This is a genomic window from Streptomyces cadmiisoli (genome assembly GCF_003261055.1).
Lineage (GTDB): Bacteria > Actinomycetota > Actinomycetes > Streptomycetales > Streptomycetaceae > Streptomyces > Streptomyces cadmiisoli.
Genome location: NZ_CP030073.1, coordinates 296,986 through 316,194, shown reverse-complemented (window position 1 = coordinate 316,194; position 19,209 = coordinate 296,986). Strand labels below are relative to the sequence as shown.

Below are 19,209 nucleotides of genomic sequence, written 5' to 3'. Positions count from 1 at the left end.
CGGATCTTGGCGTTGTCCGTCATGATCCGCTCGATGCGGGTGATGCCGTGGGCCTGGAAGAAGGCGGCTCCGCGGGTGAGGAAGCGCGCGGGTGGCATCCTTCTCGTCGCGGAGGATCTCGGCACAGGCGAGGTGGGAGTGGTCGTCGGCGGCCGCGTGGATGTAGTCGTGACCCAGGCCTCGGAGGGCTCCGGATCGTTCACCGCGGCGGTGGGCGCGATGGCCGCCACCAGCGGGGATCTTGCCGAGCTTCTTGACGTCGACATGGATCATGTCGCCGGGCCGGCGGTGTTCGTAGCGGCGGCTGCCGGCTCTGGTGGCGCGGATGACCTGGCCGGTCAGGGGGTCGCAGGCGGACAGCGGCGGTACTTGGTGGCCGCTGAGGATCCGGCTGATGGTGCGGGCGGGAACGCCGGTGTGCTCCGCCAGGGTGCCCGGTCCGGTCCGCAAGGTGAGGCGGGCTTTGAGGACACGGCGTTCGACAGCCGCGGGAGTGCGGGTGGGCCAGCGGCGCGGACTGCTGCTGCGGTCCTGCAGCCCGCTCCAGCCCTCGGCGCGATACCGGTTCACTCACCGATGGGCGCACTGGCGGGAGACGCCGACTTCCTTTGAACAACGTGAGCGACCGGACGCCGGTCCGCTACGACACTACGCACCACCAGGCATCTGCCGTGGAAGGTCAGCCGGGCATCAGCGTGGGCCACCAGGACCTCCGAGGTGAGTGAAAGACGCCAATCTCCACTACGCCCGGAGGTCCTGCCTTGATCAACTACCGACGGCTGCGTGTCACCAACGTGGTGGCTGAGTACAACTGAGCCCGTGGATGAAAGGGAGGTTCAGTCGCCGACGGGGTCGGGTGTGGGCTGCAGGGCCTCGTCGAGCAACTGGGAGAGGTCCTGCAGCGTCGGGTTCTCCAGGATCGTGCGGACCGGGACGCGGAGTCCCAACTCGGCGCGCAATCGGGACGCCATCCGCACTCCGAGCATTGAATGGCCGCCCAGGGCGAAGAAGTCGTCGTGGGGCCCGACCCGGGGCACGCCGAACAATTCGCACCAGATCGCGGCGACCACGGCTGCCGTGCCAGTTGTCGGTTCGGTGGAGTTGTTCTCGGTGTGGGTGGTGTCTGCGTTGTCCGGGTGTGGGCTCATGCGCTGGTTCCCTGTCCTGGTCGTCGTTGCTGCAGCCGGGTGCGGCGGTCGCGCAGGCGGGCGGTGCGTGCCTGGCCGGTCGGCTGGGCCACCGGGTGTTCTGTTCGGGTGTCGCCGGTGAGGTGCCGGGCGAGCGTAGTGATCGTCGGGAACTCCAGCAGCGACACCAGGGGCGTCGTCGCTCCGGTGCGAGTACCGATCAGGGTGTGCACGGTGGCGAGCGCGAAGGATGTGCCGCCGAGGTCGAAGAAGTTGTCGTCGAGACCCACGTCTTCGCGGCCCAGGACCTCCCGCCAGATCTCGACGAGGTGCTGCTCCATGGCAGGGCCGGCGGAGGCTGCGGGGGCACCGTGCGGCACGGCTTGCGCGGGTCGTGGTGTGAGGCGCGGAGGCCCGGTGACGTCCTCGGCCGGGACAGGCGGCGGGGACGGGACGTCGGGTCGTGCCGGATAGGGCAGGGGTGGGACGCCCTTGATCGGGCCGGGCAGGGAGGCGAGGGGGGCCGTCGGGTCGGCGACCGCCGCGGCGAGGAGGCGTTCGAACTGGGCGACCAGTAGGGCGATGGTGGTGGCCTCGAACAGGTCGGTCCGGTAGGTGATCGTCATGTCGAAGTCGTCGTGTGTGTCGGCCGCGCGGAAAATCATCATGTCGAGGTCGGCCTTCGCCCCGCTGGGCGGGAGGTCGAACGCGGTGGCGCGAAGGCCTGGGAGGCGGGGGCTGACGACCGGTTCCTGTTCGAGGGAGAAGAACGCCTGCACCAGGGGGGCGTGCCCAGGGTCGCGCTCGGGCGCCAGTTCTGCCGCGAGTTGTTCCATGGTGACGTCCTGGTGGGTCAGGACGTCCAGCAGTTCCGACTGCACCGACCGGCACAGGTCGGCGAAGCTGCGGTCGGGTCCGGCCTGCACGAGCACGGGCAGTGTCGTGGCGAAGAAGCCGATCATGTCGTCGAGTTCGGCGCGGTCACGGGCACTCACCGGCACACCGACCAGTACGTCCGAGGTGTCGGCGAGGCGGGAGAGGAACGTGGCGTAGGCGGTCAGCACCAGGACGAACGGGGTCACGCGCAGGTCCTGTGCCAGCCGCAGCGCCGGTTCCATCACGCCGCTGCGCAGGGCGTGGCAGTGGCTGCCCCCGTGGGGGCCGGCGACCGCCGGGCGGTGCCGGTCGGTCGGCAGCCGCAGGACCGTCGGGACTCCGGCTAGGCGGTCGCGCCACCAGTCGAGCTGATCGGCGTCGATGGGGCGGCGACGTTGCCAGGCCGCGTAGTCGACGAACTGGAGTATGTGCGCGCCCGGTTGGGGGTCGGTGTCCGCCGGCGACGGGATCGGGTCGGTGGCTTGGGGGGTACGGGCGTATTCCTCGGCCAGGGTGTCGAAGAAGACCTGGAGGGAGCGGCCGTCCGAGATCAGCTGGTGCATGGTGACTACGAGGAGGTGCCTGTCGGGCTCCACCTTGAGCAACCGCGTGCGCAGCAGCGGTCCGCGTTCCAGGTCGAACGGCTCGTCGGCCCACGTCTGGGCCAGGCGCAGCGCGGCGGCGTCGAGGTCCTCGGCGGCGGACGTCACGTTCTGGGCGTGGGCGGCGTCGGCGGTGGCCTGGACGGCCCCGTCGGCGGCGTTCAGTTCGACGAGGGGCAGGTCGGTGTAGGGGGTGTTGATCCGCTGGGCAGGTTCGAAGGGCGCGGTGGTGCCGCGCGTGAAGGTCGTACGCAGTGCTTCGTGCCGTGCAACGACGCGCGCAACGGCGTCGCGGAGGCGGGGCACGTTCAGCGGGCCTTCCAGGCGGATCGCGACCGTGATGTTGTACATCGGGGTGCCCGGGTGGAGCAGTTCGACCAGGTACAGCGCCCGCTGGGCACCGGACAGCGGCAGGGGTCCCGCCGTCCGGTCCACGGCTGGGATGTGGTCGGGGGCCGCGCGGGTGATTTTCTCGATCACGCCGTCCTCCTGTCGGCCGTCGGCGCCGGGTTGGCGGCGGCGAGCGCCAGCCGGTCGACCTTGCCGCTGGGTGTGCGCGGCAACGACGGGACGACGTCGGTGCGTACCGGCACCATGTGGGCGGGCAGCCGGTCGCGCAGGTCCGCAATCAGGCCCGTCGCCCAGGCAGCGGGGTCCTCAGGGGCCGACTTCGGTACGAGGAACGCCCGCAGAGTCCGGTCCTCGGCCGCGGAGCCGGCGACGACCACCGCAGCCTGGGCGACGGACGGGTCGGCACACAGCACAGTCTCGATCTCGCCGAGTTCGATCCGGAAGCCGCGCACCTTGACCTGGGTGTCCTGACGGCCGAGGAACTCCAGGAGGCCGTCCGGGGTGACCCGGCCGAGATCGCCGCTGCGGTACGCCGGTACGTCCGGGTCGAGGGGGTCGGGGCGGTAGCTGCGGGCCGTGCGTTCGGGCAGGTTGAGGAAGCCGGGCCCAACGGCGGCACCGGTGATCCACAGCTCGCCGATCTCACCGTCCGGCACCGGCCGGCCGTCCTCGGCGTAGACCCGTACGGCGGTGCCGGTGATGGGTCTGCCGATGGAGGGCAGGTCGGGCCAGGTGGTGACGTCCGCGGGCAGTTCGTACCAGGTGGCGACGTGGGTTTCGGTGGTGCCCCACTGGTTCACCAGCCGGCAGTCGGGCAGCCGGGTGAACATCGCCCTGATCGGGGCCGTGGACTGGACCTGCTCCCCTGAGGTGAGGATCTCCCGCAGCGGGTGGCGGAGCGGGGTGGCGTCGTCGGCGAACAGGGCGAGGGACTGGATCATCACGAAGGGTACGAACAGGCGGTTGACCCGTTCGCGTTCCACGAGATCCCACAGGAGTTGCGGGTCCAGCCGCTCGTCCTCGTCGCAGCAGACCACGGTGCCGCCCTCGCCGAGCGTGGTGAGCACCTCCTGGTAGATCACGTCGAACGAGGCGGGGGAGAACTGCAGCGTCCGGTCACCCGGCCCGCACACACTGGCGTCGGCCTGCCAGGCCACGAGGTTGGCGAGGTTGCGGTGCGCGTAGCGCACGCCCTTGGGGCGGCCGGTCGACCCGGAGGTGTAGACGACGTAGGCGATGTCGTCGCCGTCGATCCGCGGGGCCTGGAATGCCGGGGCGGGGCCGGGACCAGCGTCCGTGTCGGCGCCCGGGGCGGGCTGTGCCGGGTCGGCGAGGGCGTAGCCGACCTTCCCGTCGGTGATGACGGGGGTGAAGCCGCTCAGGCGGTCGAGGGGCTTCCGGTGGCCGATGATCAGCTGCACGCCGGCGTCCTCGCACATGAAGCGCAGTCGCTCGGCCGGGTAGCCGACGTCCAGCGGCACGGCGACGCAGCCGGACCGCAGCAGCCCGACGAGGGTCACGATGAGGTCGACCGAGCGCGTCAGGTGGATGCCGACGGCCGTGCCGGGTGTGGCGCCGAGCTGGCCGACGCGTGCCGCGACCTGTGCGGAGCGCTCCCACAGGGTGCGGTAGTCGACGGCTTCGTGGCCCGCGCGGACAGCCTCGGCTTCCGGAGTCCACCGGACCCGGTCGGCGACGGCGTGCAACGCCGGGGCGGTGGGGCGTGCGGTGCCCGGCGCCAGGACGGGGGTCTGTGCGGTACGGGTCTCGGGGCTCATGTGCGCCACTCCTCGGTCTTCATGTGTGCCACTTCGTCGGCGCTGCTCGTCGGTCGTCGCGAGCGCGACCCCTGCGTCCTCACTTGCGCCACTCTTCGGGCGTCGCCGGGCGCACGGTGATGCGGTGGGGGCGCTCGGCGCGCAGCAGGACGCGGTTGAGCGCGTTCCTGATCTCGGTCTCCAGACGGGGGCCGGGGTCGTCCACGGTGACGTCCAGTCCGTAGCGCAGCTCGTTGTCGTCGTCGTGGTAGGTGGTCGTGGCGACGCGGCGGACGCCGGGGACGCCGGCGGCGATGCGCCGCACCGAGGGCAGCCAGATCTTCTCCCCGCCGATGACGACGCAGTCGCCGGACCGGCCGAGGAAGTAGTGGTAACCGTCGGTGTCGATGTCGAAGCGATCACCGGTGCTGACGGAGCTGTCGGCGGTCGGGGCGCCCCCCGGGAGCTTGCGTCGCAGCACCGTGTCGGATTCGACGACCAGTTCAGCGCCCGGCCCGTCGCCCGTCCTCTCGCGCAGGTGCGTCCGCACGCCGGGTAGCGGGACGCCGACCGAGGCCCAGCGGTGCTCGGGCTCGCGGTGCGCGGCGAGCGTGGTCACGCGCGGACCGGCCTCGGTGAGGCCGTAGGTGAGGTAGAGCTCGGGGAAACCGCTCTTCAGCAGGGAGCGGACGTGCACCGGGTCGAGTGTGTCGCCGCCAACTGTCAGTGTACGCAGGGTAGTTGCTCTGGCGGTGCGTCCTTCGGCCAGCTCCTCGGCGAGCCGGACGGCCGAGCTGGGGGTCAGCGCGGAGACCGTCACGTCGTGAGCGCGCAGGGTCTCGGTGAAGGACTTCGGGGTGAACGGTGGTCCGGAGACGACCAGCCGGGAGCCCCGTACGAAGGCGGCCAGCGCCTGCGCGACGAGGCCGTAGGAGTAGAAGAGGGGCAGGGACACCAGGACCGTGTCGTCGGCGCGCTGGCCGATCGCGGTGGCGTGGCGGTCGGCGTTGCGCAGCAGGGCGCCGACACCGTGCAGGCAGCCGCTGGCGATCCCGGAGGTGCCCGACGTCATGAGGACGACCTCGCCGGGGCTGTACCGCTGGTGCGCCCCGGCGTCCAGCAGCGCCGCCTCGCACCGGCCGCCCAGCGAGTGCAGCTCCGGCGCGCCGAAGCGTGCCGGGTCGATCCGGGGGGCGATCAGCGCGGCGCCGCCCAGTTGCCGGCCGATGTCGGCGATCCGCGCGGCCGTTGCCGCCGGAGGGAGCAGCACCGGGACGGTGCCGGCGAGCAGCGTCCCGAAGAACGCGGCGAGCGCGGCCCGGCTGTTCGGCATCGCGATCAGTACCGGGGAGCCCGGCGGCAGACCGAGGCCGGCCACCGCGTCGATGACGGCCTCGGGCTCGTCCGGGCCGGCGCCGGGTCCCGCGGCGACGTCCACGGCCGCGGACAGGAAGTCCAGCACCGCGGCACGCTCCGGGATGCCCGGGGTGCTTGCTGCGCCAGAGGCAGCGGTGCTGGCCGGCGCGCCTGAAAGGCCTGGGGCTGATGAGTTGTCCGAGTGCCCCCGGACGTGGGCGCTCATCGTCGTGCTCCCTGCGGGCGCAGGTCCGGTGCGGCCCCGACGGCGGCGCAGCGGACCTCGTGCCGGCCCAGCGCGGCGTCGTGGTGGTGCGCGACGATCACGACGCGGTCGGCCGCACCCGTGCGCAGCCAGTGCCGGGCCATCGTCAGGGCTGTCGGCGCGCCCTCCGTCCCATCGCTGGTCAGGGTGAGGGTCGGTCCGCGGAGGCCGTGCGTCATGCAGACGAGACTGACCGGCCCACCGGCGTTCGCACCGGCGAAGCGCAACGGCGACACACGCCCGCCCGGCAGCCCTCCGGCGATCACCCTCATGGTGTCCAGGGTGCTGTGGGTGGTGACCATGACCGTGGCCGTGGTCTCGGGGGCGGCGGTCACCTCCGGGCAGCCCGCCCGCAGTGCGTCGACGGCTTCGAGGACCGCCCAGGACGCCGGATCGGCGTAGAAGGACGGGATCCGCCGGGTCGGCGGGGCGTCCGCGGAGCGGCTGACGCGTGCGGTGCCGAGGACGGCAAGCCCGGAGTTTTCCGGCACCGCGATGTCCTGGACGGGTGTGGGCAGATGGTCGGCCGTCACGCAGGGACCTCCAGAGCGAGGCAGGTGGTGAACCCGCCGAACCCGATCGTGATGCTGAGCCCGACGTTCCCGGTGAACGGCAGAGGTGCGGCTCCGCCCGGCAGGGGCAACGGGAAGCCCGGAAGCGCCGTTTTCAGCCCGGGCACCGGCGGAACCGCTTGGTCCCGCAGGGCCAGCAGCACGGCGACCGCCTCCAACGCCCCGGTGGCGCCCAGCGTGTGACCGAAAGCGCCCTTGGTCGCGAACACGACGGGTGCCTTCCCGTCGGTGAACACCCGGGCGAAACCGCGGCTTTCGACGTCGTCGTTGACGGGAGTGCCGGAGCCGTGCGCGTTCAGCACACCCACCTCGCCGGGGCCGCGGCCGGCCGCGGCCAGTGCGGCGGTCACCGCTCGTACGACGGTGTCGCCGCTCAGGTCCGGGGCTGTCGGGCCGGCCGCGTCGTTCGCCGAGCCCGTGCCGGACAGCCGGCCCCGTATCCGGGCGCCGCGCTCCCGAGCGCGGTCGGCGCGCTCCAGCACGAGGAACGCCGCGCCCTCGCCGAGAAGCGTGCCGTCGTGCCGCTCGTCGAAGGCCCGCAGCTCGGTGGGGGACATGGTGCCGAGCGCGGAGTGCCCGAGCCGCTTGGCGGGGGTCAGCACGTCCACGCCGCCGACGACGCAGACCTCCTCCTCTCCCTCGGCGATCAGCGCAGCGGCCACCAGCAGGGCGTCCGATGCCGCCGAGCAGGCGGTGCTCACCAGCAGCGGGCGGCGGGCCATGCCAAGCCCTGCGGCGAGCGTCTCGCCCCAGCGGTCCAGGCGGTCGGGCGGGACGTCCAGGTGGGAGCCGTGGCTGGTGCCGGCCACCAGCCGCAGCCGCGGGTCGGTGACGTCGAGCCCGGCGTCCGACACCGCGGTCCGCACGGCGCGCGCGGCGAGTTCGTACTGGCGCTGCTCCGGGCCGAGTTCCGCCGGCAGGTCCCCGACGGCCGCCGCCCGGTCGTTGCGCAGCGGGTGAGCGCTCGCGACCGGTGCCACACCGGTCGCGCCCGCCAGCAACGCCCGCCACACCTCGTCCAAGTCCGAGCCGAGTGCCGTCCACCAGGCCATCCCGGTGACCAGAGCCGCGCCGTTGCGGCCGGGCTCGTTCACCACCACTGGTGCCCCAGGGCGTCGGCCTTGCGCCGCACCAGGCTGGACCGGAACGCGCCCACCGTCTTGCCGTCCACGAACGCACGGCCGGAGAAGAAGAACGTCGTGCCGTCGACCAGACGGTCGGCCGTCACGGTGAACGTGACGGTGTCGCCGGGCGCCACCACATGGAAGAACCGCGAGTTCATCGAGCCGACGAGGGTGAGCTCGTCGTCGGCGAGCGGCGAGGTGCTGAGCTGGAACAGGATGATCCCGGACTGGGCGAACGCCTGACTCAGGTGGCTGGCCGGGAAGACCGCGCGCTCGGGGAAGTGTCCCGCGATCGCGTCGATCTGCCCGGACACCGAGAGCCTGCTGACCAGCCGCACACCGGGCTCGTAGTCCAGCACGCGGTCGAGGTAGAGCATCGGGTGCCGGTGCCGCAGCCAGTTCTTGATCTCGGTGAACCCCATGGTCCGGCTGGGGTCGGTCACGGCGGCGGGGTCAGGGGCGGACATCGGAGCGGTTCTCCTCAAGGACGGTGTACAGGGCGGGGGACAGCGTGCGGGGCGCGCCGGTCAGGCGGTCGGTCAGCGCCACGACGAGGGAACCGGAGGCGAGTTCGGCGCCGTCTGTGGTCCGCCGGATGAGCGTGTCGATCCGGGCGCGCGCGATGCCGAGGTGGCCGACGACGGGTTCCAGGGTCAGCTCGTCGGGGTAGCGCGCCGGGGCGTGGTACCTGGTCCTCGCCTCGACGACGATCAGGCCGAGGCCTTCCTCGGCGAGTACCGCGAGTCCGACACCGAGGCGTTCCAGGTTGTCCAGCAGGGCGGTTTCCTGCATGGCGGGGTACCGGGCGAAGTGCACGACGCCGTAGGCGTCGGTGTCGGAGTGCTCGACACGCCGGCGGACCGGCAGCAGCCGCGCACCGGCCGGCGCGGCCGACACGCCGGCCGCCGCCCCGGCCTGCGGGTGCCGTGCGGGCGTCGTCACGGCGTTTCCTGGAGCAGGGCGTGCGACCCGGCCGCAAGCCGCGCGACGATCGTCTCGATGTCGTCCGCGGTCGCGACGAGCGGCGGCGCCACCCGCATCGTCGCGTTCACGTACCGCAGGCCGCGCGAACGGCGGCCGGCCCCGGACATGAACTCCACGTACACGCCGTTGCGGATCATGCTGGTCCGCAGCTTGCCGATGCGGGCGGCGGCGAGGTCGGTCAGCTCGACGCCGTGCATCACACCGACCCCGCGGGCCTCCACGTACAGGTCGGGGAACTTCGCGACCACCTGCTCGTGCAGCAGCCGGCCGAGTTCGGCTCCCAGCTTGCCGGAGCGCTCCACCAGCCCCTCGCTGACGATGTGGTCCAGCCCGGCCCTGATCACCGCGCATGTGAGGGGGCGCAGGTCGGACGTGGACACGGTGCCGGTGGGCCGCGCACCCAGCTCCCGGCGCGCGATCACCATTGAGGTGGACAGTGCCCCCATGCCGAGGCTCTTGCCGATGACGGTGATGTCGGTGGGGATCGGGCCCGACTCGTCGGTCATGCCGAAGAACTGGCCGGTTTTCGCGAAGGTCAGAACCTCGTCGGCGACCAGCAGCGCGCCGCTGTCCTTCGCCAGCGCGGCCAACTCCCGCAGGTATCCGGGTTCGGGTACCAGGATGCCGGCATCGCCCTGGACGGGTTCGACGACGACCGCAAGGACCCGCTCGCCGTTGCGGTCGAACCACTCGCGGGCCGCGTCGAGGTCACCGAAGGGGATGTGGTCGGTGCGGAAGCCGAACGGTTCCGGGGCGATGGCCGGCAGACCGATCCGGTAGTGGCGGCGGTTCATCAACGGCAGCAGTCCGCCCGTCCAGCCGTGCCAGGCGCCCTCGAAGGCGAGGACGACGTCACGTTCCCCGGTCCCCGGCGCGGCCCGCAGCCTGCGGTGGTCGAAGCGTGACTCCAGGACGAGCCGCAGCGCGAGTTCCATGCCCTCCGAGCCGGAGTTGCGCCCGCTGACCCGGTAGTCGGCCGCAGGAAACCGGTCGGCGAACAGCCCGCCGGGGGCGAACAGCCGCTCCAGGAGCAGGGAACGCTCCGAGGAGGCGATCTCGTCGGTCACGTACCCGGCATTGCGGACGCCGTCCGAAAGGGCCGCGGCGATAACCTCCGAACCCGCCCCCAGACAGGCGGAGCCGTACCCGCCGCTGGCGTCGAGGACGTCGAAGGCGCGTCCCGCGTCGCTGCCGGACAGCTCGACGAAGTGCTGAATGATTCCGCTCGCACCGGTGCAGCCGAACGGCAGTCGCTGCCCTCCGTAGTGGTCGAACTGGACATCCCGGCTGGACCAGGGCGGGGACGGTTCGCGTCCGGGAATTCCGGTCGCGTCGGCGGCTGACATGGGGTGGGGTGTGTCCTCTCGGCGGAGCAGGGCGGTGAACCGTGGACGTGCGGGGGTTCACTCGGCGGAGCAGGGTGGTGAGCCGTGGTCGTACCGGCGCTCACTCGGCGGCGACCGGGGAACCCTCCGTCAGCCTGCGGACGAGGTCGGCGACGGTCCCGATGCTGGTGAAGTTCTCCGGGGTGAAGTCGGTGTCGGTGATGGTGATGCCGAACGTGTTCTCGCAGATGACCCGCAGCTCGAGGAAGCCGAGGGAGTCCAGCCCGAAGTCGGTGCGGAGCTGGTCCTCAGAGGTCATCCGGTCCTGCGGGACCTCGACGAAGAGTTCGGAGACCAGCATGTTTCCGATGGCGCGCTCGATGTCGTTCACGAATATCACTTTCCGTGGGTAAGGGAAGCCGGGGGGTAGGAGGTCGGGTGAGGCACCAGGTAGGTGCGTCGTTCGAAGGGGTAGGTGGGCAGGGGCAGCCGGCGACGGCGTTCGCCGGTGTGCAGTGCCGCGAAGTCGAGGGCGGCCCCGGCAACCCAGAGTCGGCCGGCCGCGGTGAGCAGCGTGCGCAGACCGGTGGCCGGGTGGCCGGGCTCGTCCAGGACGTCGACGTACAGCGACACGGAGTCGTCGGCGGCCGGCGTTGCCGGTGGCCGTGCCCCGATGTGTACGACGATCTGTCCTGGTCCGCTGTCCGGGAGCGCCGAGGCGTCGCAGAGCAGGGGGCGGCCGGTTTCCGCCGGCTTCTCCGCGCGACCGCTGAGCCCCACAGGCGCTCCGCCGACGTCGGCTGCGCTCGGCAGCGCGGAGTTGTCGGCTTCGGTCAGCCCCAGGAGCAGGCGGGCCGTGTCGTCGGGGCCGGCATCCGCGGCGACGGCCGCCGCGCAGCGGGCGCCACGCCCCTGCCCGGCGACGGCGTCGGGACGCAGTCCCCAGGACATCAGCAGTCGTGCCGTCGCGTACTGCTCGGCCAGGGCCGCGGAGCTGAGCGTTGGCCCGCTGGGAAACGATGTCGCCAGTGTCCGGCGCAGGTCGTGGCCGAGGTGGGGGTGCGCCGCGGCGGCGACGTCGTCCAGGTGGGTGCGGAACACCTCTTCGGCGCCGTGGACCGCGGCGGCGGAGCCGGCGCGGTTGTCGTCGGGTTCGGCGAAGAGGAACGCGAGGCGTCGCAGTGTCAGATGGCCCGGCCCTGGCTCGTCCGGTATCGCGGCGCGCAGGGCGGCGACGGCCTCGGCCACGTCCGCGGCGACCACGAAGTGGCGTTCGGGGTGCATGGTCCGGCCGGTCTGCAGGGTCCAGGCGACGTCGGCGAGGTCGGTGTCGGGGAAGCGTTCGAGGTGGTCAGCCAGATTGCGGGCGGCTTTCCGCAGCGCGGGCCGGGTCCGTGCCGACAGGACCAGCAGGTGGTCGGGCCGCCCCGGGGTGGTGGGGGGCGCGGACGGCGCCTCGGCGACCACGGCGTGCGCGTTGGTGCCGCCGTAGGCGATCACGTTGGTCGCGCCGATCCTTGGCCGCCCCCCGGACTCCCAGTCGATCGTGCGGTCGTTGACGACGAACGGGGAGGACGCGAAGTCGATCGCCGGGTTCGGCTCGGTGAAGTTCAGGCTCGCGGGCAGGACCCCGTGTTCCACGCAGAGCACGGTCTTGATCAGGCCGACGATGCCCGCGGCCGCGTCCGCGTGGCCGATGTTGGCCTTGACGGAGCCGATCCGGCAGTATCCCGTCCGGTCGGTGCTCTGGCGGAACGCCTTGGTCAGACCGGCCATCTCGACCGAGTCGCCGAGCACGGTGCCGGTGCCGTGCGCCTCGACGTAGCCGATCTCATCGGCCTCGACACCAGCCACCACGTGGGCGGTGCGGACCGCTCCGGCCAGCCCGGCCACGCTCGGCGCGTGGAAACCCATCTTGCGACGGCCGTCGTTGTTCACGGCGGTACCGCGGATGACCGCGTGCACATGGTCGCCGTCGGACAGTGCCTCGTCGAGGGGGCGCAGTACCACCAGCCCGACCGCACCGGCCCGTACGGTGCCGCGGCCGTGGGCGTCGAAGGGGCGGCACCGCCCGTCGTCGGCGAAGATGTCGTCCGGGTCGTGCCACAGCGTCGGGATCGCGGCGGGCACCGCGACGCCTCCGGCGATCGCCATTGAGCAGTCACCCGCGAGCAGCGCACCGATGGCGACGTGCACCGCCACCAGCGATGAGGAGCAGGCCGACTGCACCGCCATGGCAGGCCCGGTGAGGCCGAGTTTGTAGGAGATCCTGGGGGCGAGGAAGTCGAGGTCGTTGCCCTGCTGGACCCGGGATTCCGTCAGCGGGGCACCCCGGCCGTGCGCCCACGCGCGCACGAACGCTCCGTGGTCGCTTGCCGAGCCCCCGACGAACACCCCGGTCGGCAGCCGTTCCGGACCGCTGTGGCCGGCGCGTTCGAGGACCTCGTGGGCGCACTCCAGCAGCAGTCGCTGCTGCGGATCCATGATCAGGGCGTCCTCGGACGAGTAGCCGAAGTGCTCGGCGTCGAAGCGGTCCGTGTCGCTCAGCAGCCCGTAGGACGGTACGTGTCCGTCCTGTGCCGCCGGCATCTGCTCGGTCAGCACCGACACCGACTCGCGGCCGGCACGGAGGTTGTCCCAGAAGGTCTCGATATCCGGGGCTCCGGGAAAACGCCCCGCCATGGCCGTGACTGCGACGAATCCGCTGTCGTCCACGTCTTCGGTAGGCATAACTCGGTCTCCGGTCGGAATCGATCGGGACGCCGGCACGACGGCAGGGGCGTCCGACGGGCAATGGCCCGCGGGCTGTTCAGGACGGTGCCTACTGAAATCCGCACACACGTCCACCCCGTCACCGGGTGATGAATAGCAGGCCAACTGATGGCGACCGCCAGGAACTCAGGGCCGTGTCACCGCAGTTGACGGCCTCGGCCACCTAAGTGCAATCTCGGGCCGTTGATTCGGCCTTCCAACCCGCTGTCAGCAGCTCCCGCTTGACAAATATTCAGCTCCTGGGTTCATTGAGACAGCCGACTCGCCCGAAGCATCCATTCGCAGGGCACTATGAGCTGAATGAGAATCCGATTCCGCGTCGTACACCGAACCTAAACGGCAATTCGGTGACATGCGTCGCTTTCGGCATCGAGGCGGCCACTGTTGACAATCTCTCCCTAAGGACACCCATGCCCCAGACCATCGTCGAGCGGCACCCGGCATGACGGGCACGTGGCGATCGCGCCTGAGTCGGAGCCTGTGGGGCGTCGCCGACTACCGCAATCTGTGGATGTCCCAGACCGCCAGCCTGTGCGGCACCGGCATCACCTTGCTGGCCCTGCCGCTGGTGGCGCTGCACGGCCTCGACGCGTCGGCGTTCGAGATCGGGGTGCTCTGGGCCGTGGAGTACTTGCCGATCCTGCTCTTCGGGCTGCCGGTGGGCGTCTGGGTGGAACGGCTGCCGTTGCGTGCGGTGATGGTGGCGGCCGACGCGGTCCGAGCGGCGGCCCTGCTGGCCGTGCCGACCGCGCTGGCGCTGGACGCGCTCAGCATGCCGTTGCTGTACGCGGTGACGTTCCTCATCGGCCTGGGCACGCTGTTCTATGACGTGGCGCAGTTGTCGGTGATGCCGGCACTGGTCGCCGAGGACCGCCTGGTCGATGCCAACGGCAAGCTGGAACTGTCCCGTTCGGTATCGCAGATCGGCAGCCCGGCCGTCGGCGGTGTGCTCGTGCAGCTGCTCACCGCGCCACTCGCGGTGCTGGCCGACGCCGTCTCGTACCTGGCGTCGGCGTACTTCGTCCTGCGCATCCGTACGCCGGCACCGGTGAGCCCGCCGGCCGAGCACAGCAGCCTGCGCCGGAACATCGGCGAGGGGGTGCGGTTCGTCTTCGGCCACCCGCTGATGCGGCCGCTGCTGCTGTGCGCCACGCTCGCCGAACTGGCGTCCGCGATCATCCTCGCCCTGCAGGTGGTCTACGCCTCCGACGGGCTGTCCATGAGCCCGGCCGTGATTGGCGTCGCGCTGGCCGTCGGCAACGGCGGCGGTGTGGTCGGGGCGCTCGTGGCGGAGCCCTTCGCGCGCCGTTTCGGCACCGGCAGGGCCTTCGTGGTGTCGATCGTGCTGTTCACCGCGGGAACAGCGGTACTGCCGATGGCGTCCGGTCCGGTGACGTTCGCGGCCGGGATGTTCGTGGCGTACCTCGGCGCACTGGTCTTCAACGTGCTGCAGGTCAGTCTGTGCCAGGCCGTCACCCCGCCGCACCTGCTGGGGCGGATGAACTCCGTGTTCCGCTTCGCCACCTGGGGCGTCATCCCCCTGGGCGCAGCCGGTGGCGGACTGCTGGTCGACCACATCGGGCTGCAGGGCGTCTTCTGGATCGCCGCCGGACTGAACGCCGTGGCCGTCCTGCCGGTGCTGTTCTCCGCGATCCCCCGGCTCGGCGAGGTCGTCCACCACGGTGCGGATCAGCCGGCCCCGAAAGCCATGGCCGGTGAGACACGCGAGCGTTCGGAAGACCCGGTGACGGACGGACGGTGACGTCCACCTGGCGGGGGCGTCCCTGGCGGAGGCGTCGGGGGCAGCGGGGTGGCGGCGCAGACCCCCGTCAGCTCGGTCCGCGCCCGCCACGTCTCGTGCGTGCGGCGGGCGTGGACCTTCCTCAGAGGGCTCTCCGCCTCATCCACCCGGGAGCGTCACGTCTGCTGCCGGGTGGAGTCACCGCCCCCGACCACGCCGGCCGAACGCGCCGCAGCCCGCCGCCGGTCCAGGCGAGCGCGCCCGGCGCCCCGGGCCGCCCCACCGGACTCGTCGACGTCCTTGCCCTCGGCCACGGCGCGGTCATCCAGGTACGCCGCCAACTGGTGGACGGTGGTGTGCTCGAAGAACGTCACGATCGGCAGGTCGTGACCCTGCCGGGCGAGTTCCCGCTGCACCGCGGCCAGGAGCAGCGAGTGCCCGCCGACGTCGAAGAAGTTGTCGTCGACGCCGACGCGTTCCAGGCGCAGTACCGCGCACCAGGTGTCCGCGAGCCGACGCTCGGTCTCGGTGCGGGGAGGCCGGAATCCGGCTTCCGGCTCGGCCGGGCCTGGAGCCGGCAGCGCCCGCTCGTCGACCTTTCCGTTCCGGTTGAGCGGCAACGCGTCCAGGACCATGACATCGCTGGGGATCATGTAACGCGGCAGGCGGTTGGCGAGGTGCTCCCGCACCTGCTGCCGCAGGTCCGGGCGGTCCTTCGCCTCCAGGTAGGCGACCAGACGCTTCTCGCCCAGTCCGTCCTCGGCAGATCTGGCCAGCACCACCGCGTCGGTGACCGCGGGGTGGGCGCGCAGCACCTCGACGATCTCAGCGGGTTCGATCCGGTAGCCCCGCAGTTTGATCTGGCGGTCCCGGCGGCCGATGAAGGCGATGCGCCCGTCGGGGAGATGCCGGGCGAGGTCGCCGGTGCGGTACATGCGCCGCCCCGGAACGCCGGCGTACGGGTCGGCGACGAAACGGTCCGCGGTGAGCCCGGGCGCACCGTGGTAGCCGCGGGCGACGCCGATGCCCCCGATCCACAACTCCCCGGTCGCCCCGGGCGGTACCAGCTGCCGCCCGGCGTCCAGGACGTAGGCGCGGGCACCGGTGATGGGGCGCCCGATGTCGGGTGGCCCGTCGGATCCTGCGGGGTCGACGTGCCCGGCCGTCGCGGTCGCCGTGATCTCCGTCGGGCCGTACTCGTTCAGCACCCGGAACGGCAGGTCGGCGGCAGGCCGGACCCGGAGGCGGTCACCGCCGGTGATCAGCTCCCGGAGGGCCGGGGCGGGCGGCCAGCTCAACGCCAACACGCGCTCGCCGAGCGCGGTCGGCAGCTCGGTGACCGTGATCCCCTCCTCGACCAGCCAGGTGCGCAGGCGCTCCGGGTCGAGCCGGGTGTCCAGGTCGGGTACGTACAGGGCGGCGCCGGAGACCAGCGTCGGCCAGATGTCCATCACGGACGTGTCGAACCCCGGGGAGGCGACCTGGCCGATGCGGTCCGTCGGTCCGAGGGCGCAGCGGCGGCAGCGCCAGGCGACCGCGTTGGCCAGCGACCGGTGCTCGACCATCACGAGCTTCGGCCGGCCGGTCGAGCCGGAGGTCGCGATGAGGTACGCGAGGTCGTCGGGCCTGGTCGGCGGCCGGTCTGCGGGGACCGCTTCGGCGGGCTCCGGCAGCCGGTCCATCGGCAATTGCGGGAGGTCACCGGGGAGGCGCTCCGCGGTCACCCGGTCCGTGAGGACGAGGACAGCCCCGGCCGCGGTGTACTGGTCGGCCAGGCGGACCGGCGGGTTCTCCGGGTCCAGGGGCAAGTAGGCGGCTCCGGCGAAGAGGACGGCCAGTTGGGCGATGACCAGGTCCGCGCCGCGCGGCAGGCACACCCCCACCACCGCCCGGGGGACGACACCCCGCGCGTGGAGGATGCCGGCAAGCGAGTCCGCCCGGTGTATGAGTTCGGCGTAACTCACCTCGCGGGCACCGTCACGGACCGCCGGAGCGTCCGGTGTCCTCCGGGCCTGCGCCCGCACCGCGTCGTGGACGAGCAGGCCGTCGTGGCCACCAGGACGGCTGTGGACGCCTGAGCCGGCGCGGACGAGCGGGCCCGCGTCGGCGTGGGCGGTGGGCCGGGGTTCGGGATTCCAGTCGTCCAGTATCGTCTTGCGTTCCTGCGGGCTGAGTACGGCCAGCTTGAACAACGGTGCGGTCGGCCGGTGGATCGCATCCGCCAGTAGCCTCAGGTAGCCGTCGGCCATCCGCTGCACGGTCGCGGCGTCGAACAGGTCGGCGGCGTACTCCCAGAGCAAGGTGATCCGGCCGTCCGCCTCTTTGCGGTCCGGACCCCGCCCGTCCAGGCGGGTCACCGTGACGTGCAGGTCCGTCTTGGCCGAACCGTCTCCGCCTGCGTTCCCGTGCCCGGAAACCGTTCCGGTCGCTCCGGCGAGGTCGAGGACAAGACCCTCGCTCGGGGAGTCGTCCACGCTGAACAGGACATCGGTCAGCGGGTTGCGGCCCGGCTCCCGGTCGGGGTTGAGGACCCTGACCAACTCCGGGAAGGGCAGCAGGTCGTTGGCCGTCGCGTCCAGCACGACGCGGTGCACCTTCTCCACCAGGTCCGCGAAGCCCAGGGTGGCGTCCACCTCGCATCGCAGCAGCACGGTGTTGACCAACCTGCCGACGACGTCCTCGGTCCGCGGTACCCGTCTGCCGGCGAACCAGGATCCGACGCAGACGTCCGCCTGCCCGGTGTAGCGGTACAGGAGGGTGTGGAACGCCGCCAGCATGGTGCTGAAAACGGTCACTTCATGGTCCTGGCAGAACCCGTGCAGCCCGGCCGACAGCCCGTCCGGAAGATCCACCCGTATGGTCTGTCCCCGGAAGCTCTGGGTGGCCGGCCTGGGGCGGTCCAACGGCAGTTCCAGCAGCGGCGGGAGGTCCCTGAGCTGGTTCTGCCAGTAGGCGAGCTGCTCCTGCATGAGGCGGGTCTGCAGCGTCGCGCGTTGCCAGTGAGCGAAGTCCCGGTACTGCAGGCCTGGTTCCGGCAGTGACGACTCGGCGCCTTGGCCGAACGCGTTGTACAGCGTCCTGAATTCGCGAAGGAGCAGCGAGAAGGTCCACCCGTCGTGAAGCAGGTGGTGGGCCACCACGATGAGTTCGTGCTGTTCGTCCGCCAGTTGCACCACGGTCCAGCGGATCAGCGGCAGGTGTTCCGCGTCGAAGGGTGTACGCAGTTCCGCGCCGGCGATCTCGTCCAGCAGCTTGTGCTGTCCTTCGCGGTGGGCACGGAGGTCCACCCGCTTCGCCCGTACCGGCTGCGGCGCGTGCACCACCTGACACGGCGTGCCGTCTGTCTCGGCGTAGGTCGTGCGCAGTATCTCGTGGCGCCGGGTCATCTCCGTGAGGACCCGGTCGAGCAGGTCGACGTCGAAGGGTCCGGCCACGTGGATCATCGTTTGTGCGTGGTGGGCGTGGCCCTCCGGAGCCAGCTGCCGCGCAAACCAGACCTGTTCCTGCTGGAGCGACAACGGGTTCCCGGCACCGGCGTCCGGTCCGGGGACCGGTGCCGGTAGCGGGGTCACCAGTGCGGGCCCGATCGCGTTCGCGGCGTTGTGGCCGCTCGGCTCCCATGCGGGCCCGGCTCCCGGAAGCCCGGTGAGCGCCTCGGGGATTGCGGTGGCTTCGCCCCGGAACACTTGGTCCTCGGGCATCAGACCTCCCGGGCGACTGGATGGCGCCCGGCGCCCGACGCCTCGCGGGCCGTGCTCACGGCGTCGTACTCCTCACGGAGGTAGCCGGCCAGGTGCGTGGGCTGCCACGTCTCGTCTTCCTGGCGGTACTTGAACCCACGTATCGCCGACCGGCACCGGTTCTCGCCGCACAGGCACCGGGACACGGCGATGCTCACGTACTCGCTCGTCTCGTAGTCCCAGGTGATCTCTTCCGACGGGAAGATCTCGCGAAGCGCGACGAAGTCGAACCCGCCCCGGTCGTTGTCCCGGATTCCGGTGTTCGGCTCGCAGGAGTGGTTGATGTCCCGGGCCGGCGTCGTCAGATCGACATGCGTGTCCCATCCGACCTGGAACGAATGGTTCGTCCGGATCGGTACGGCCCTCTCGACATCGCCCGCGACCACGGTCTCTCCCGGTGCGAATCGCCTGGCCGAGACCACGCAGCGCCCCTTGTCGCGATCCATGACGATCCGGACCCCGTTGGCGTGCACCTCGTCTCCCAGGCCGCCGCGCACCGCGCCCGCATCGACGTAAGAATCCCGCTCTTGCAACGTACATTTCCTCTCTTGACGTTTGACACTTGTCGCGGGCACGTCGTGTGAAGGGAACACACCCGACTGAAAGCACACGACTGC

The 19,209-nt window shown here is 71.5% G+C and carries 14 protein-coding genes and 1 pseudogene; 1 reads left to right on the top strand and 14 read right to left on the bottom strand.

The genetic code is table 11. From position 1 onward, the window contains the following. Positions 1-8: 8 nt before the first annotated feature. The 12 genes and pseudogenes from DN051_RS46270 to DN051_RS01365 form a co-directional block, all read right to left on the bottom strand. Positions 9-704, bottom strand: a pseudogene (locus DN051_RS46270) (leucine zipper domain-containing protein); the annotation flags it as partial. A 132-nt stretch (positions 705-836) separates the two neighbouring features. Next, positions 837-1,148 (bottom strand): phosphopantetheine-binding protein, encoded by a 312-nt coding sequence (locus DN051_RS01415; protein ID WP_053761442.1) that lies wholly within the window; start codon positions 1,146-1,148, stop codon positions 837-839. Next, entirely contained in the window at positions 1,145-3,085 is a 1,941-nt protein-coding gene (locus DN051_RS01410; RefSeq protein WP_112437670.1) for a condensation domain-containing protein, read from the bottom strand. The genes DN051_RS01415 and DN051_RS01410 overlap by 4 nt, the downstream gene beginning before the upstream one ends. Further along, complete coding sequence (locus DN051_RS01405; RefSeq protein ID WP_112437669.1) at positions 3,082-4,734, bottom strand: amino acid adenylation domain-containing protein; 1,653 nt, start codon at positions 4,732-4,734, stop codon at positions 3,082-3,084. Before DN051_RS01405 ends, DN051_RS01410 begins: the two co-directional genes overlap by 4 nt. Before the next feature lie 79 nt (positions 4,735-4,813). Further along, positions 4,814-6,175: a class I adenylate-forming enzyme family protein gene (locus DN051_RS01400; protein WP_162624771.1), complete on the bottom strand. Its 1,362-nt coding sequence runs from the start codon at positions 6,173-6,175 to the stop codon at positions 4,814-4,816. A 116-nt stretch (positions 6,176-6,291) separates the two neighbouring features. Further along, positions 6,292-6,867, bottom strand: a complete 576-nt coding sequence (locus DN051_RS01395) for a beta-ketoacyl-[acyl-carrier-protein] synthase family protein (protein ID WP_053761438.1) — start codon at positions 6,865-6,867, stop codon at positions 6,292-6,294. After that, positions 6,864-8,003 carry a beta-ketoacyl synthase N-terminal-like domain-containing protein gene (locus DN051_RS01390; protein WP_246040835.1) on the bottom strand — a complete coding sequence of 380 codons (1,140 nt, stop codon included), beginning with the start codon at positions 8,001-8,003 and terminating at the stop codon, positions 6,864-6,866. Before DN051_RS01390 ends, DN051_RS01395 begins: the two co-directional genes overlap by 4 nt. Continuing rightward, on the bottom strand, positions 7,997-8,497 hold the full coding sequence (locus DN051_RS01385) for a 3-hydroxyacyl-ACP dehydratase FabZ family protein (RefSeq protein WP_199314837.1): 501 nt from the start codon (positions 8,495-8,497) through the stop codon (positions 7,997-7,999). Before DN051_RS01385 ends, DN051_RS01390 begins: the two co-directional genes overlap by 7 nt. Then, complete coding sequence (locus DN051_RS01380) at positions 8,484-8,972, bottom strand: acyl-CoA thioesterase (protein ID WP_199314835.1); 489 nt, start codon at positions 8,970-8,972, stop codon at positions 8,484-8,486. Before DN051_RS01380 ends, DN051_RS01385 begins: the two co-directional genes overlap by 14 nt. After that, a complete protein-coding gene (locus DN051_RS01375) occupies positions 8,969-10,360 on the bottom strand; it encodes an aminotransferase class III-fold pyridoxal phosphate-dependent enzyme (RefSeq protein ID WP_112437667.1) in 1,392 nt (463 codons plus the stop codon). The genes DN051_RS01380 and DN051_RS01375 overlap by 4 nt, the downstream gene beginning before the upstream one ends. Before the next feature lie 100 nt (positions 10,361-10,460). After that, the gene (locus tag DN051_RS01370; protein WP_234388956.1) at positions 10,461-10,730 is read right to left on the bottom strand and encodes an acyl carrier protein; all 270 of its coding nucleotides are present in this window, start codon (positions 10,728-10,730) and stop codon (positions 10,461-10,463) included. A gap of 5 nt (positions 10,731-10,735) precedes the next feature. After that, positions 10,736-13,069: a beta-ketoacyl synthase N-terminal-like domain-containing protein gene (locus DN051_RS01365; protein WP_112437666.1), complete on the bottom strand. Its 2,334-nt coding sequence runs from the start codon at positions 13,067-13,069 to the stop codon at positions 10,736-10,738. 553 nt (positions 13,070-13,622) lie between these two features. Between DN051_RS01365 and DN051_RS01360 the strand changes: the two genes are divergently transcribed. Next, positions 13,623-14,873: an MFS transporter gene (locus DN051_RS01360; protein WP_162624770.1), complete on the top strand. Its 1,251-nt coding sequence runs from the start codon at positions 13,623-13,625 to the stop codon at positions 14,871-14,873. Between the two features lie 155 nt (positions 14,874-15,028). Here the strand turns inward: DN051_RS01360 and DN051_RS01355 are convergent, their stop codons facing one another. Both DN051_RS01355 and DN051_RS01350 read right to left on the bottom strand, forming a co-directional pair. Beyond that, positions 15,029-18,553, bottom strand: coding sequence for a non-ribosomal peptide synthetase (locus DN051_RS01355; protein WP_112437664.1), 3,525 nt, complete (start codon positions 18,551-18,553; stop codon positions 15,029-15,031). Further along, a complete protein-coding gene (locus tag DN051_RS01350) occupies positions 18,553-19,125 on the bottom strand; it encodes an SET domain-containing protein-lysine N-methyltransferase (protein WP_162624769.1) in 573 nt (190 codons plus the stop codon). Before DN051_RS01350 ends, DN051_RS01355 begins: the two co-directional genes overlap by 1 nt. Positions 19,126-19,209 lie beyond the last annotated feature (84 nt).

Coding starts and splice junctions, on each gene's coding strand:
- DN051_RS01405 (WP_112437669.1), bottom strand. CDS start 4,734: ATGAGCCCCGAGACCCGTACCGCACAGACCCCCGTCCTGGCGCCGGGC.
- DN051_RS01375 (WP_112437667.1), bottom strand. CDS start 10,360: ATGTCAGCCGCCGACGCGACCGGAATTCCCGGACGCGAACCGTCCCCG.
- DN051_RS01385 (WP_199314837.1), bottom strand. CDS start 8,497: ATGTCCGCCCCTGACCCCGCCGCCGTGACCGACCCCAGCCGGACCATG.
- DN051_RS01360 (WP_162624770.1), top strand. CDS start 13,623: ATGTCCCAGACCGCCAGCCTGTGCGGCACCGGCATCACCTTGCTGGCC.
- DN051_RS01355 (WP_112437664.1), bottom strand. CDS start 18,553: ATGCCCGAGGACCAAGTGTTCCGGGGCGAAGCCACCGCAATCCCCGAG.
- DN051_RS01365 (WP_112437666.1), bottom strand. CDS start 13,069: ATGCCTACCGAAGACGTGGACGACAGCGGATTCGTCGCAGTCACGGCC.
- DN051_RS01415 (WP_053761442.1), bottom strand. CDS start 1,148: ATGAGCCCACACCCGGACAACGCAGACACCACCCACACCGAGAACAAC.